Annotated in this window: 12 protein-coding genes and 1 riboswitch; of the genes, 2 read left to right on the top strand and 10 right to left on the bottom strand. The window is 43.3% G+C overall.

Annotated features, from left to right (window positions below; all coding sequences use genetic code 11):
• The first annotated feature begins 81 nt into the window (after positions 1-81).
• A complete protein-coding gene (locus tag NML76_RS02310; RefSeq protein ID WP_049497311.1) occupies positions 82-2,241 on the top strand; it encodes an LTA synthase family protein in 2,160 nt (719 codons plus the stop codon).
• Positions 2,242-2,295: 54 nt separating this feature from the next.
• On the opposite strand, the gene pulA is transcribed toward NML76_RS02310, so the two are convergent.
• The 4 genes from pulA to NML76_RS02330 form a co-directional block, all read right to left on the bottom strand.
• Positions 2,296-4,593, bottom strand: a complete 2,298-nt coding sequence (pulA, locus tag NML76_RS02315; protein ID WP_070586092.1) for a type I pullulanase — start codon at positions 4,591-4,593, stop codon at positions 2,296-2,298.
• A 77-nt stretch (positions 4,594-4,670) separates the two neighbouring features.
• On the bottom strand, positions 4,671-5,633 hold the full coding sequence (locus tag NML76_RS02320) for a diacylglycerol kinase family lipid kinase (RefSeq protein ID WP_254732574.1): 963 nt from the start codon (positions 5,631-5,633) through the stop codon (positions 4,671-4,673).
• 9 nt (positions 5,634-5,642) lie between these two features.
• A complete protein-coding gene (ligA, locus tag NML76_RS02325) occupies positions 5,643-7,601 on the bottom strand; it encodes an NAD-dependent DNA ligase LigA (RefSeq protein WP_254732575.1) in 1,959 nt (652 codons plus the stop codon).
• Between the two features lie 85 nt (positions 7,602-7,686).
• On the bottom strand, positions 7,687-8,196 hold the full coding sequence (locus NML76_RS02330; RefSeq protein ID WP_003006740.1) for a QueT transporter family protein: 510 nt from the start codon (positions 8,194-8,196) through the stop codon (positions 7,687-7,689).
• A riboswitch (PreQ1 riboswitch) is annotated at positions 8,194-8,300 on the bottom strand. It overlaps the preceding gene by 3 nt.
• Before the next feature lie 28 nt (positions 8,301-8,328).
• Here NML76_RS02330 and NML76_RS02335 point away from each other — a divergent pair.
• Positions 8,329-8,772 carry a GtrA family protein gene (locus tag NML76_RS02335; protein WP_195412029.1) on the top strand — a complete coding sequence of 148 codons (444 nt, stop codon included), beginning with the start codon at positions 8,329-8,331 and terminating at the stop codon, positions 8,770-8,772.
• Positions 8,773-8,797: 25 nt separating this feature from the next.
• Here the strand turns inward: NML76_RS02335 and NML76_RS02340 are convergent, their stop codons facing one another.
• The 6 genes from NML76_RS02340 to NML76_RS02365 all read right to left on the bottom strand — a co-directional run bounded on the left by NML76_RS02340 (position 8,798) and on the right by NML76_RS02365 (position 13,976).
• Positions 8,798-9,505, bottom strand: coding sequence for a B3/4 domain-containing protein (locus tag NML76_RS02340; RefSeq protein ID WP_254732576.1), 708 nt, complete (start codon positions 9,503-9,505; stop codon positions 8,798-8,800).
• A complete protein-coding gene (locus NML76_RS02345; RefSeq protein WP_254732577.1) occupies positions 9,502-9,966 on the bottom strand; it encodes a MarR family winged helix-turn-helix transcriptional regulator in 465 nt (154 codons plus the stop codon). Before NML76_RS02345 ends, NML76_RS02340 begins: the two co-directional genes overlap by 4 nt.
• A 252-nt stretch (positions 9,967-10,218) precedes the next feature.
• Positions 10,219-11,190, bottom strand: a complete 972-nt coding sequence (locus tag NML76_RS02350) for a YihY/virulence factor BrkB family protein (RefSeq protein WP_201090168.1) — start codon at positions 11,188-11,190, stop codon at positions 10,219-10,221.
• Positions 11,191-11,272: 82 nt separating this feature from the next.
• Complete coding sequence (locus tag NML76_RS02355) at positions 11,273-12,133, bottom strand: methionyl aminopeptidase (RefSeq protein WP_003003694.1); 861 nt, start codon at positions 12,131-12,133, stop codon at positions 11,273-11,275.
• 21 nt (positions 12,134-12,154) lie between these two features.
• On the bottom strand, positions 12,155-13,432 hold the full coding sequence (gene spxR, locus NML76_RS02360) for a CBS-HotDog domain-containing transcription factor SpxR (protein WP_003006721.1): 1,278 nt from the start codon (positions 13,430-13,432) through the stop codon (positions 12,155-12,157).
• A complete protein-coding gene (locus NML76_RS02365; RefSeq protein ID WP_070589245.1) occupies positions 13,425-13,976 on the bottom strand; it encodes a GNAT family N-acetyltransferase in 552 nt (183 codons plus the stop codon). The genes spxR and NML76_RS02365 overlap by 8 nt, the downstream gene beginning before the upstream one ends.
• Positions 13,977-14,017 lie beyond the last annotated feature (41 nt).

Below are 14,017 nucleotides of genomic sequence, written 5' to 3' on the forward strand. Positions count from 1 at the left end.
TCATTTTTTTCTTTCTCCATAAAATTGTGGTATACTTGTATATGAAAATTTTTAGGAAATAAGACAAGGAAGTAACATTTTGTGAAAAAAATTACGAATTCGATACTCAATTTCATGAGTACCAGACTAGGATTTGTCTTGACCCTTCTGTTGCTCTACTGGTTCAAAACCATGTGGGCCTATTCAGTTGATTTTAACTTAGACATTCAAGGACCCTATCAGATTTTTCTAGCAGTGATCAACCCATTGCCGATCAGTCTGCTCTTCATCGGTCTAGCACTCTATATCAAACGAACCAAGCTCTTTTATAGTTTGGCCTTTGGGATCTACCTTCTCTTATTTATTTGGTTGATTTCCAATTCCATCTATTATCGAGAGTTTACAGACTTCGTAACGGTCAATACCATGTTGGCTTCCAGCAAGGTTTCTGCCGGTCTCGGAGCTGCTGCTTTAGAATTGTTCCGCCCTTGGGATGTGATCTACATTCTAGATTTCCCTATCCTCGCTTTCTTCTTCTTTAAGAAATGGATTCGAATGGACAATCGTCCCTTCAATAAACGAGCTAGTTTTGCGGTTACCTCTTTATCGGCTATGCTCTTTTCGGCCAACCTTTTCCTCGCAGAAATTGACCGACCTGAGCTCTTGACTCGTGGGTTCTCAAACTACTATGTCGTTCGTGCCCTAGGATTACCAGCCTTTCTGGGGTATAGCGCTAATCAGACCTATGCTGCCAACAAAGAACGTTCCAAAGCCTCCGAAGCAGATCTAAAACCGGTGGAAGAATATATCCAACAGCATTACGCCAAGCCTAATCCTGAGTACTTTGGAATGGCCAAAGGCCGTAACGTCATCTACATTCACTTGGAAAGTTTCCAACAATTCTTGATCGATTACAAGTTGAAAGTAGACGATAAAGAATATGAAGTGACACCTTTCTTAAACTCACTTTACCACTCGAAAGAAACCTTTGCCTTTTCAAATGTCTTTAACCAAGTTAAGGCAGGGAAAACGTCTGATGCGGAGACCATGATTGAAACAGGCCTCTTCGGACTCAACCAAGGTTCCTTTATGGTGAACTATGGTGGAACCAATACCCAACAGGCTGCACCATTTATTCTTTCAAAAAATGGTTACAACTCAAGCGCTGTTTTCCACGGGAATGCTGGAAGTTTCTGGAATCGAAATACCGCCTATAAACAATGGGGCTACAATTACTTCTTTGATGCCAGCTACTTCACCAAACAAAACAGCAGCAATTCCTTCCAGTATGGTCTTAATGACAAATACATGCTCAAGGATTCCATCAAATACCTAGAAAGATTGCAACAGCCTTTCTATACGAAGTTCATTACGGTTTCCAACCACTATCCTTATACAACTAGCTTGTCAGGAGATGATCTCGGCTTCCCTCTAGCTAAGACTCAGGACGAAACCATCAATGGCTATTTTGCGACCGCTAACTACCTAGATTCTTCGATCAAGGCCTTCTTTGATTACCTGAAAGAATCTGGTCTTTACAAAAATTCCATCATCGTTCTCTATGGGGACCACTACGGAATTTCAAACTCCCGCAACCCAGCTCTTGCCCCTCTACTTGGTAAGAACTCTGAAACGTGGTCAAGCTATGACAATGCCATGTTGCAACGCGTTCCTTATATGGTAGTTATTCCTGGAATGGACAAGGGTGGCATCATTGATACCTACGGTGGCGAAATTGATATGCTCCCAACCTTGGAACATTTGCTAGGTATTGAATCCAATAAATTCCTCCAAGTTGGCCAAGATATGCTCTCACCAGAACATGATCAAATCGTCGCCTTCCGCTCTGCTAACTACTTTGTTACTCCAGAGTATACGAGCTATAGTGGCCGGACCTATTACACCAAAACAGGTGAGGAAATCACGAACCCAGACGAAAAAACCAAGGAAGAACTGGACAAGATCAGGGAAGCTGCTAACCTGCAATTGAAGATTAGCGATAGTATCCAGACCGGTGACCTCCTTCGCTTCTTCAAGGGCAATGATCTTGGAAAAGTCAATCCAGAAGATTATTCCTACACCAATTCCTTCAAGGCATTGAAGAAGATTGAAAAGGAAAAAGGTGACAAATCAACCAGCCTTTATAACCAACGTGGCAACCAGTCTACCGTTGATCTCTTCAAAGCACCAACTTATAAAGAATTGCACCCAGAAGACGATAGTTCTTCCTCAACAGAGACCAGTAGCAGTTCTTCTAAATAAAAAGAATCCCTGAGTTTAAAAACTCAGGGATTTTATGATTTCTTTTAAAAAAACTTAGTCTAGGACTTCAAAAACAGAAGCTGTTAAATTCTCCACGTAGAATGGTCGTTTATGACGACTATTCCCAACCATCAATTTCAATTTATTTGAATTTTGGAGGTAATATGGAAGTCCGCTGGCGTTGAAGATGACCAAGTACTTCTTATCTCCTGTTAGTTCATAGATGACAAGGCCACTGGTATCAGTTGCAGATTGAATAAAGACTTGTTGGTAGATTTTATCATAACTTTCAAGCCCTAAGACAGGAAGACTTGTCTTCAAGGCGATCAAGCTTCGGATATAGGCAATTGATTCCTTGTTCTGACTGACCAGATCCCAATTAACCTGATTCACATAATCTGGAGCATTGTAGGAATTCATGGCCCGTTCACGATCCAAAGGTGTGATTTCTCCATCAGGACCTGTCGCTACCAATTTGGTCCGCATAAACTCTTGACCCAATTGCATGAAGGCCATGCCTTGAAAGAGCAGATTCATGGCCGTAGCCAACTCTGAGCGCTTGACCAAGCCTGCTACTTCTACATTCGGATGAAGGGTCTGAAGCAAGTCATAGAGATTATAATTATCATGAGCCTCCACATAATTCAAGACCTGATTGGGACTTAAATAATTGCCAAGCTCTGCACTACCTAGAACAGCACGGGCAACGATATTCTCCGTCGATTTTCGGCTGACAAAGCCACGTTTGATGGAACCATAAACCTCAGCCCCTTTAATGGCATCGCGCTCCGTATCATTAAAGAATCCAATTCTTGGCAATTGCGCTGCATTGTCCTTCTTAGCCTTGTCCTCTGGGGCGAGACCTGTTCCCATGTCCCAACCTTCTCCGTAAAGAAGAATCCGAGGATCCAGAGCGTCCATTGCCTCCCGAATAACATTCATCGTCCTTACATCGTGAATCCCCATCAAATCAAAGCGGAAGCCATCGATCTGGTACTCTTTGACCCAATGCGTGAGGGAATCAATCATGTACTTGCGGTACATTTCATGCTCACTAGCTGTTTCATTCCCGACACCTGTCCCATTTTGGAAACGACCATCTGGCTCCATCCGGTAATAATAATCGGGTACTGTATTTTGGAAAGGACCATGTTCGGTCGAATAGATATGATTGTAGACCACATCCAAGACCACAGAAATTCCTGCCTCATGATAAGCCCGGATCATGGTTTTGAGCTCTTTCATGGTTTGTTTCGGATTGGATGGATCCGTTGAAAAGCTAGTTTCTGGTGCAGAATAATTCTGAACGTCGTAGCCCCAATTGTAGGTCACCTGGCCTTCATCGTCATACTGTTTAAAGCGATCAGAAATCGGCTGCAGTTGCACGACATTGACCCCTAACTGACGGATATAATCAAAGGCAGTTGCATCACCATGGCTATTAATGGTTCCTTCTTGGCAAGCCCCCAGATAGGTTCCACGTAAAGACTCGTCCACACCTGATGTCGGTGACTTGGTCAAATCCCGAAGGTGCATCTCATAAATCACTGCTTGACAAGGATTGTCCAAGCGCCAAGGAGTCGCATCGGCTCCTTTTATAGTGCCCCAATCAAACTGACGATCTGCTCTTGAAAGAATGGCAGAGCGCATCCCGTCCGCTGTCGTTGCAATACTATAAGGATCGCGCGTCACTTGAGTATGGTGTTCAAAATGGACACGATATTGATAAGCCATGCCACTTAAATTTCCTAAAAAATCTAAAATCCAAACACCATGGGTATTTTCTGGGTGGTAGCTAGACTCTTGTTTGCCACGTGTCATCGGCATGCTCTTCCAGATAGGCGCATCCAAGTCTGTAGATTGATAGAGCAACAATTCAACTTTCTTAGCAGTAGGAGCCCACAGTTTAAAGCAATGCTCTCCTTCTTCCTCCCGATGACCGAGCCATCCTTGATACGCCCACTTGGCATCAAACTCTCTAGGGCGCATCGCCATATCGTAGGCATGAGGCTGACGATGGCTGTATGCATGACTCGTCAAAGCAGCTTGCAAAGAATAATAGACTGTATCGTCTCCATCAAGAATCCACACTTCTCGAACATGCCCTTCTGGTAAAAGTTCGATTTCAAAGTCCCGGGTCTTAGTGAGCCAATCCCCTTCTTTAACCAGGACATGGCCCCGGTTCAAGGCATCCTCACTCTCGTATACCAGATTTCCCTCTACTCCAAAATAATCCAACTTGGAGAAAGAGACTGATTTTCCTTCTACTTGATCCTGCCACTGCCACATATCATAGGCAAAATAATTTCCTTTTTGCTTATGAAAATGAAGCTTTACATGGTATTGTCGCATAACATTTTCCTATTTCCAATTTAATACCGAAGGAACCATTCCTCGTAAAACACGTAATGGAATCCAACTATTTGTTTTTATTCTTCAGATGTGTGAACCAAAGCATCGTTGTTGATTTCATCAATATTTGCAAAGAATTCCAAGTGGTTATGGAAGACTTCCAATTCAACTGGAGTATCTCCTCCGTACTCCCCATCTAGATTGATGCGGAATGGTTGGGCATTTTCCCCTAACATTTCAATCGTCAACTTCTTGGTCTTAAGATATTCTACATTTTCATCGTGCACATGCTTGCCTCCATTGATGGCCTGAATCATCAAGGACAACATGTTAAAGAGCTTAGCAGTTTTTACGATAATCAAGGTAAAGTTCCCATCATCAAGCTTAGCATCTGGCGCGACACTTTCAAAACCAGCAATGGAGTTGGTCAAGGCCACGAAAATCATCGACGCTGGCCCTTCAAAGACACCATTGTCATGCTCAATCCGCACCTTACGAGCCTTGTTTCGCGGCAACATTTTAGCTGCTTCAGCCACATAGGCAAAGTAACCCAAGCGAGATTTAACACTACTTGGAACACTGAAGGTCAATTCTGTCATGGTTCCTGCTGCAGCAATATTGATGAAATACTTGCTGCCATAGGCACGACCAATATCCATCTGAATGGTTTGATTCTTTTCGATAATGCGAGCAGCCGCCACAGGATCTCCCATCGGGATCTTCAAGGCACGCGCATAGTCATTGGTGGTACCGGTCGGAATAAAGGCCATCTGCGGACGATTTTCCAGACCTGCGACCCCATTGACCACTTCGTTAATCGTACCATCTCCACCAGCAGCAATGATTAAATCAAAGCCTGCTTTAGCGGCTCTTTCTGCCTCATTTTGGGCAGAAAATGGTTCTGGAGTCGTTTGATAAGCGCTGGTTTCATAGCCCACGTCTTCGAGTACGTCCAAGACTTCCGCAATATTTTTCTTGATAATTTCTTGCCCAGAGGTCGGATTATAAATTAAACGGGCTTTTTTGATTCGTTCTACCATAAAGATCCTCTATAAACTTTCAAGCCAGGCCTCATCTTCTACCTGGATTCCTAATTCTTGTGCTTTGGTTAACTTGCTACCAGCGTCACTGCCTGCAACAACTAAATCTGTTTTTTTGGAAACCGATCCAGTTACCTTAGCGCCCAGACTTTCTAATTTTGCCTTGGCTTCTGAACGCGTGAGTCGCTCTAGCTTCCCAGTCAAAACGACTGTCATTCCTGATAGGGCCGCATCAGCAGCGACTTTCTCACCAAGATAAGCCATATTGACACCAGCTTCTTTAAGCTCTTGCAATAGGCGCTTGGATCCTTCTTGTGCGAAATAACGCTTGAGGCTTTCAGCCACGACCATACCGAGACTGTCAATGCTGGCAATCCGTTCTGGATCAGCTGTAGCCAATTGATCGAGGTCATGGAATTCTTGGAGCAAGATTTGACTAACCTTGCTACCGACATGGCGGATCCCCAAACCAAAGAGTAACTTTTCAGCTGAGTTCTCTTTTGAAGCTTGAATGGCTTCATAGAGTTTTTCAGCAGATTTTTCTTTAAAGCCTTCTAAGGTCAATAGATCCGCGACTGTCAGACGATAGATCCCAGCTACATCCTCTACCAACTGAGCTGCGAAGAGTTTCTCTACAACAGCTGGACCCAAGCCTGTGATATTCATAGCATCCCGACTTGCAAAGTGGTTCAATCCTTCCTTGATCTGCGCTGGACAGAGTGGATTGATACAGCGAAGGGCCACCTCATCCTCGAAATGAAGCAACTCACTCTGGCAGCTCGGACAATGAGTTGGAATAGCTAATGCTTGATCAGATACCCGTTTATCTTTGACGACACGCAAGACCGCAGGAATGATATCACCCGCCTTATAGACGATGACGGTATCATCCTGATGAATATCTTTTTCAGCAATATAGTCCACATTGTGCAAGGTTGCCCGACTAACGGTAGTTCCGGCTAGCTGGACTGGAGTTAGATTGGCAGTTGGCGTCACCACACCGGTCCGTCCAACCGTCCAATCCACCGATAGGATTTTTGCTTCTTTTTCTTCAGCTGGAAACTTATAGGCGACAGCCCATTTAGGAGCTTTTACGGTAAAGCCTAGTTCTTCTTGAACAGCTAGGTCATTGACCTTGATGACGATCCCATCGATGTCGTAGGGAAGATCCTCCCGAAGCTGAGCTACTTTTTGGATGAAGTCCCAAATTTGCTCCATATCCTCAGCCAGCACTCGCTCTTGGTTCACGACAAAGCCTAAGCGGGCTAATTTCTCAAGCACGCCTTCCTGACTGCTTTGATCAGTTGGACTCACTTCTTGATACAAGAAGGTTGCGAGATTTCGCTTGGCCACGATTTTCGTATCCAATTGGCGAAGCGTTCCTGCAGCAGCATTTCGTGGATTAGCAAACTCCGGCTCGCCGTTTTCTTGACGGATCTGATTGACCCGATCAAAGGAAGCCCGTGGCATATAGCACTCGCCTCGAACTGTAATGTTCACTGGCTCTGGTAACACCAAAGGAATGTCCTTGACCCGCTTGAGGTTCTCTGTAATATCCTCACCGACAGAACCATCCCCACGTGTCGCCCCCGTTACGAGGACTCCATTTTCATAGGTGAGGGAAATGGACAAGCCATCGATTTTCAGCTCACATACATAGCTGATAGAAGGAAATTCCTTACGGACACGCTGATCAAAGGCTTCTAATTCTTCACGCGAAAAAGCATCCTGCAAACTATAAAGGGGATACTGGTGCTGGTATTTGGTAAAACCTTTTAAAACCACCCCACCTACACGGTGAGTTGGACTCTCTGGTAAGATCTCATCAGGATGAGCGGTTTCTAGTTCCACCAACTCCCGATATAATTGATCATATTCACTATCTGAAACAGATGGAGCGTCTTTTGTGTAATACTCGTAAGCATATCGATTGAGTAATTCCACTAATTCTTTCATTCTGGTTTTCATGTTCTTATTTTATCATAAAATCTTAATTTAGCCTTGAATTTACTGCATTCTTAGCATTAAAAAAAGGAGCCAAAGCTCCCTTTTCTTATTTTGTAAAATCGATCCGTTTAGAAAGTTGATTGATCACAATCGCTCCAAAAATCAAGGATGCGAATTCACCCAATCCCATAGTCAACCAGTTATAGAAGAATGGTTGGCCTTGAAGGTAGTATAGTTCCAAGGCAATCGTAAACATGGAGATGGAAAAGAAAATCGCAAACAAGAAATGGTCCAAGCGAATAAGACCGTCAAACAAGAACTTGTTTTTGAATCGACCAAATAGAATGAGTCCAAGTCCTAAGAAGACAAAGGTTGAACCTCCACCGACAAAGACATCGATCCATCCAAAACTAAATAAGTTAGCAATCATACAACCAAGCGTCACCGCAATCAAGTACTTCTTATTGTAAAAAGCTAAGAAATTCATCATTTCCGAAACACGGAATTGATAGCCATAGTAGGCCATAGCGTTAAGAGGTGGGGTAATGGTCAATACGATATAAATCGCAGCAACAATGGCAATTTGTGCCATATCACGAGCAGTTAACTGTTTCATTTATTCTCCTTTAGCGGTTTTCCCGCGTGTAATATGCTTGGCGAAAGGATCTTAAGCACCAAGGGTTGAAGGTTTGATTTCTTCAACCTTTCAAGTATAGCATATTTTGAGGTTTTATGGTAGACTGAATTTATGAAAATACTAATTAAAAAATTTTTTGATAATGAAATTTTATCCTATCTCTTTTTTGGGGTTGCCACAACCATTGTTTCCGTCGGAACCCGCCTCTTCATCTATCATGTGTCTCGTGATGAACGATTAGCGACAGCGATTGGAAACATTGCCGGGATCCTCTTTGCCTTTGCGACCAACGATACCATTGTCTTTAAACAAGAAAGAAAGGGCTGGTTTCAGCGCTTGATCCGATTTGCGATTGCGCGCTCTGGAACCTTTATACTGGACATGGCCTTGACTGAGATTTTTGTCAAGCAGTTCCCAGGAATTATCGGGCAATTTGTCCACAATAACAAGAGTCAAATCAATCTGATTGAAACCCTCTTTGCACAAGTGGCCATTGTGGTCCTCAATTACGTCTTTAGTAAACTCTTTGTCTTTAAAAACAAAAATAAGGCTTGAAACGATTGTTTCAAGCCTTATTCTTTTAAACTTCTATACTTGCATGCTCTGCACTTAATTGATAGATGGTGCCTTCAACCCCAAAATAATCCTTGGCTAGATCTTTCAATTCCTGCATGGCTGTTTGGGCTCGTTTGGCCTGCTCCTCGTTGATGGCTTCAATGACCAAAATAGCGTCCTTGGTATCTTCCGTTAGCATGGTTCTTTGAGCCTCACGCCAATTCAAACAACGGCAAACGGCGCCTTCTTGGTCGTAGTAGATGATCTCCCCTTCCAAAGCTGGCGCATCTTCGTCAGCTCCTAATGGAAAGAAAGGTTCGCCTCCTTTCGCTTGTCCTAGTGAGAGGCCACCCACCAATTTATCCATATCTTCTCCCCCACAAGGAAGGGCATAAGCCATCGACACGCTATTGTAAAGATCCACCAAAGGATTAATCGGATAGAATTCACGTCCCTGGTGAACCCGTTTTAAGAGTGCTTCGATGGAAGATCGGGCTCCTTTTTTTGTTTTAAACTTGCTAAAAGCTTGGCGCCACTCTTGAACGAACTCACTCTGGGTATAGTTTTCTTCATCGATAAATTCCCATGCTCGCTTGGCACCCTTGTCCAACAATTCTTTGAAATAAGGATCCTTGGCTTCATCTACTGTATTATCAATGCCATACAAGGACATCACTGTAATGCTAGCTGTTGGAAACAAATCCCAAAATTCTTGATCGACTGTTACTTTCATTGCTTTACCTCACTATAATTTCTTTTTTGACCTTTTTTAACTAGTTCCCAATCTAGGGTAATATTCTCACGAACTCGGATCAGATACTCCTCTAACTGTGCGACTTCTTCTTTGGAAAATCCTTTTAAGGCAGTTGCCTCAGAATAAAGATGCTCCCCTAAAATGAAGGGGTAAATCTTCTTGCCTTTTTCAGTTAATTCCCATTCCTTTGTTTTAAGGTTTTCACCCCTTGGACGCTGCTGAATCAGTCCTCGTTCTTCTAGTTTTTTTACAGACCTTGCAACGGTGGATCGATCTACTTTCAAGACTTCAGATAGTTCTTCCTGAATCATTCCAGGTTGCTCGGCAATTCGCACCAAGTAGAGGTATTGACCACGCGCCAGATCCAAATCTCGAAATTCAATATTTGCTATAGAATCCAGTGCTCGCGCAATGATGCCAATCTCACGCAAAATACTCATCTCACTCCTCCTTTCCTATTGACAATAGCATAACACATTTTTATTGCAAATGCAATAAAAATAGATAAGAAAAAAGAGGCTGGGACAAAAGTCCTAACCTCTCAATTATTTTTGAATTGTGAAGCAAGACGCAGTGGTTGAGTGGGCTCTACTACGCTGATTTCATCAGCTTTTACAGCCCTACTCAACTGTGCGGAGGTGGGACGACGAAATCGAATTCTAACGAATTACCGATTTCTGTCCCACTCTCCCTTATTCCTTTTTATCTTTTTTTATCAAGCGTAATCGACGCTTTAATGTTTGTGAAACTTCTCTATGCCGAAAGTCCACTTCTTCTGATTTTAACTTAGAGACAATTTCTCCACTGCGCGTTTGGAACTTGGCTTCTCTGGCAAATTGGATACTGGCGTTTAAAATACAACCAATAATCATGATTTTTGCCACCAAGATAAACCAGAACATGATGACCGCTAGGACGACCGAACCGAAGAAACGAGCATCTAAGAAATGACTCACATAACGATCCACATATTTCCAAAAGATATTCAAGATCGCATACAGGACAGCAACAACAAAGGTCGCCCCTGGCAATACATATCTAAATTTCGGAATTTTGACATTTGGAAGGGTGTAATAGAGCAAGACCAGACTGACAAAAAGCAAGAGATAGATGGTCGGCTCTGTCAAATTCAGTAAGCGCACATAAATCGTCCGATCAAATGAAAAGGTCCGATAGAGATAGCGAACGATCATTTTCCCAAACATGGAAAGGATCAGCGAGAGTCCAAACAAGCCCTGCAAGGCAAAACTGATCAGGAAGCTAAAGAGTCGCCCCCAGATAATACCACGCTCCTTTTCCACCCCATAACTCTTGTTATAGGCTTTTTGGAGGTAGGCAATGCTCTGAGAGAAGATCCACAAAGCAGAAATAATCGAGAAACTCAGTAAGCCTGTCGAAGGTTTGGTCAAGACACTCGAAATCATCTGTGCCACTATTCGATATAAGGAGGCTGGCAAGACTTTTTGTAAGCTTAAAAGAATCTGAGTGGGACGAATATGAAAGTAGGGTAAAATATTGGCTGCAATCAGCATCAAAGGGAAAATGGAGATCAGCAAATAATAGGCCACCGCAATGCTAGTGATGTCAGACTCTGCACTCTGATAAAACCGCACGAAGCCCTTTATAAATGGCTGTCCCAGTACTTTTTGTAGGACCTTTTTCATTCGTCACCTCCCCATTTTACTAAAAAAGAGCAAAGAGCGAAACCAGACACTTGCCTTCAGCTCCATTCTTTCCTCTCTAGTTTTAGTATGTTCCTTCTTCACCTTGACTAGTCAAGATCACTGGACCATCTTTTGTAATCACAAATTGATGCTCGTATTGACAAGAAAGGCCACCGTCGAGGGTCTTATGGGCCCAACCAGTTTCCATATCTGTATCAATCTCCCAAGTACCGGTATTAATCATTGGCTCAATCGTCAAGACCATCCCTTCACGTAAGCGAAGACCGCGTCCAGCACGACCATAATGCGGGACCATTGGTTCTTCATGCATGGTAGGCCCGACACCGTGTCCGACCAAATCACGCACTACGCCATAGCCTTTGCTTTCTGCATACTCTTGAATCGCTGCACCAATATCTCCCAAGCGATTGCCAACGACCGCTTTCTCAATTCCCTTATAGAGACATTCTTTGGTCACGTCCATCAAATCTTTGACTTCTTGCGAAACATTTCCAACCGCATAAGCCCAGCAAGAGTCCGCCAAGCCACCACTATAAGACTCCGTGTATTTCTTGACTTGCGCTACATTATCAAAATCTAATTTCGATACATCCAAAACAGACTTATCAAGCGGTTCTGACAAGACCATGTCTACCTTGAGGAGATCACCATCTTTGAGAATGACGTGACGTGGAAAAGCATGGGCTACTTCGTCATTCAAACCACAGCAAGTCGCATAAGGATAGTCCATGAGACTACCTTCTACACCGATTTGAAGCGGCAAGACATTGGCTTCTTTACAGCGACGACGGACATATTCTTCTACTTCCCATAGGTCAAGCCCTGGCTTGATCAAGTCACGTAATCCAATATGGATACTGGCAAGGAAATCACCTGCACGATCCATGGCTTCAATTTCACGTTGTGATTTTAATGTAATCATTGTCTCCTCATTTCTTTTTGTTTAATTAATCTTAATTGTAATGGTTGCTTTCGCAACTAGCTGCAGATCTAAATACAAGCTAAAATCAACCAAGGCCGAACGTCTGGTTCGTCGAACTAGTTGTGGTTCAATGCGGATCACATCATCCACCTGCACAGCCTGTAAAAAATTGATGATCAACTGTTCGACAATCAAGCTACGCCCACTGTGTTGCATCATCTTGCGAATAATCTTCATCAGCACTTCGATCATGACCCCATTGGCCAAAACACCGCTTTTCTCCAGCATACTTGGCTCCACTGTGAATTGGTAATGGTCGTTCTCTGTCTGAATCTTTTGACCGATCTGCTCACTAAAGGTTGGTAAGCTCGAAAACTGCACCTTGCTAATCCGATCCATGACATCCCGACGCGTAATAACCCCCAGCAAGGTCTGGTTATTACGAACAACAGGAATCATTTCATAATCTTCAGCGATCATCCGTTGGCTAATCGTCGCAATGCTGGTGGACAAATTAGTGGTAAAAATGGTCCGTGACATCACCTTATCAAGGGTCGTCTGAGGCGCCTTATCTCCAGCATCTCTCATGGTTACGACGCCCACTACCATCTGGTGCTGATTGACAACCGGAAAACGACTAAAGCGATTCTTTCGAACCAAATCTAAATAATCCCGGACCGTATCCGTCTCAGAAAGATAGCCGTACTCATGGAAGGGCCGATAGACCTGCTCGACTGTCAAGATATCCGTCTTGATCTGCATGTTAGACAAAGCCTTATTGATCATGGTCGCGACGGTATAGGTATCGTGTGAAGTTCGGATGACTGGGATTTGTACCTGATTGGCCAGATCAATCACATCCTCACTCACTTCAAAGCCACCCGTCACTAAGACCGCATTGTCATGCTTAAGAGCCAATCGTTGGATGCTAGTGCGGTCACCCACGATCAAAAGCCCCCCTTCAGACACATAGTCAAGGACGTGCTTTTCTGTCATGGCACCGATATAAAATTTATTAAATTCTTTTTCGAGTCCCTCTTCACCAGCTAATATTTCAGAACCGGTGATTTCTAAAATTTCCCGATAAGTCAGGTGCTCTAGTACAGCTTTTTGCGATTTGACACGGATGGTCCCGCTTCTAGGACGCGTTTCGACAATTCCTTGATTTTCAGCTTCTTTAATGGCACGATAGGCCGTCCCATCACTGACATTCAAAAAATTGGAGATACTGCGGACACTGACCCGTTTTCCAATCGGTAATTTTTCGAGATAGTCTAAAATCTCTTGGTGTTTACTCATAGAAGTCCCCTCTACCTAGGCGGAAATCATAATAATCGCGCATTTTACGCGTATAGCGGTCACTCCCTTTGAATTGACGAAAAAGACGAAAACCAGCCTTTAAAGCGACCTTTTGACTCCCTGCATTTTCAACATGGGTGACAATCTTAAGCTCCTTCAGTTGAAATTTCTCAAATGATAGATAAACCAACTCTTTGACCGCTTCTGTCATCAGACCCTTTCCCCAAAAATCTTTGCGTAAAAAGTAGCCTAACTCAGCCTCACCCTTAATCTCATCCAACTTTTCAAACTTAATGGAGCCGATCATCTGATTGGTTTCCTTATCACAGATCGCCCAAACCCCCAAAGGATTTTTCATGAAATAGTTGGCTAGTACATATTGAGTTTCAGCAAGATCGGCTTGTGAAGGAAAGATAAATTGTAAATTTTCAGGATTCGAAGCAATCTTATAAAAATCTTCCGCATCCTCAAAGAGAAAAGGTCGTAAATACAACCTTTGTGTTTCAATTAGTGAATAGGCAGCTAAGTGCGTCCAAATATTCATTTCAAACTCCATTGTTCGTGTATCCAGCCGCCACTATCAGA

Origin of the sequence: Streptococcus sp. CF8_Ac1-9 (assembly GCF_024295565.1) — a bacterium.
Lineage (GTDB): Bacteria > Bacillota > Bacilli > Lactobacillales > Streptococcaceae > Streptococcus > Streptococcus parasanguinis_X.

Bases quoted from the DNA above. Each gene is read 5' to 3' on its own strand.
- pulA (WP_070586092.1), bottom strand. From the start codon at position 4,593: ATGCGACAATACCATGTAAAGCTTCATTTTCATAAGCAAAAAGGAAAT.
- NML76_RS02350 (WP_201090168.1), bottom strand. From the start codon at position 11,190: ATGAAAAAGGTCCTACAAAAAGTACTGGGACAGCCATTTATAAAGGGC.
- NML76_RS02355 (WP_003003694.1), bottom strand. From the start codon at position 12,133: ATGATTACATTAAAATCACAACGTGAAATTGAAGCCATGGATCGTGCA.
- NML76_RS02345 (WP_254732577.1), bottom strand. From the start codon at position 9,966: ATGAGTATTTTGCGTGAGATTGGCATCATTGCGCGAGCACTGGATTCT.
- ligA (WP_254732575.1), bottom strand. From the start codon at position 7,601: ATGAAAACCAGAATGAAAGAATTAGTGGAATTACTCAATCGATATGCT.
- NML76_RS02340 (WP_254732576.1), bottom strand. From the start codon at position 9,505: ATGAAAGTAACAGTCGATCAAGAATTTTGGGATTTGTTTCCAACAGCT.
- NML76_RS02320 (WP_254732574.1), bottom strand. From the start codon at position 5,633: ATGGTAGAACGAATCAAAAAAGCCCGTTTAATTTATAATCCGACCTCT.
- NML76_RS02335 (WP_195412029.1), top strand. From the start codon at position 8,329: ATGAAAATACTAATTAAAAAATTTTTTGATAATGAAATTTTATCCTAT.
- spxR (WP_003006721.1), bottom strand. From the start codon at position 13,432: ATGAGTAAACACCAAGAGATTTTAGACTATCTCGAAAAATTACCGATT.
- NML76_RS02330 (WP_003006740.1), bottom strand. From the start codon at position 8,196: ATGAAACAGTTAACTGCTCGTGATATGGCACAAATTGCCATTGTTGCT.
- NML76_RS02365 (WP_070589245.1), bottom strand. From the start codon at position 13,976: ATGAATATTTGGACGCACTTAGCTGCCTATTCACTAATTGAAACACAA.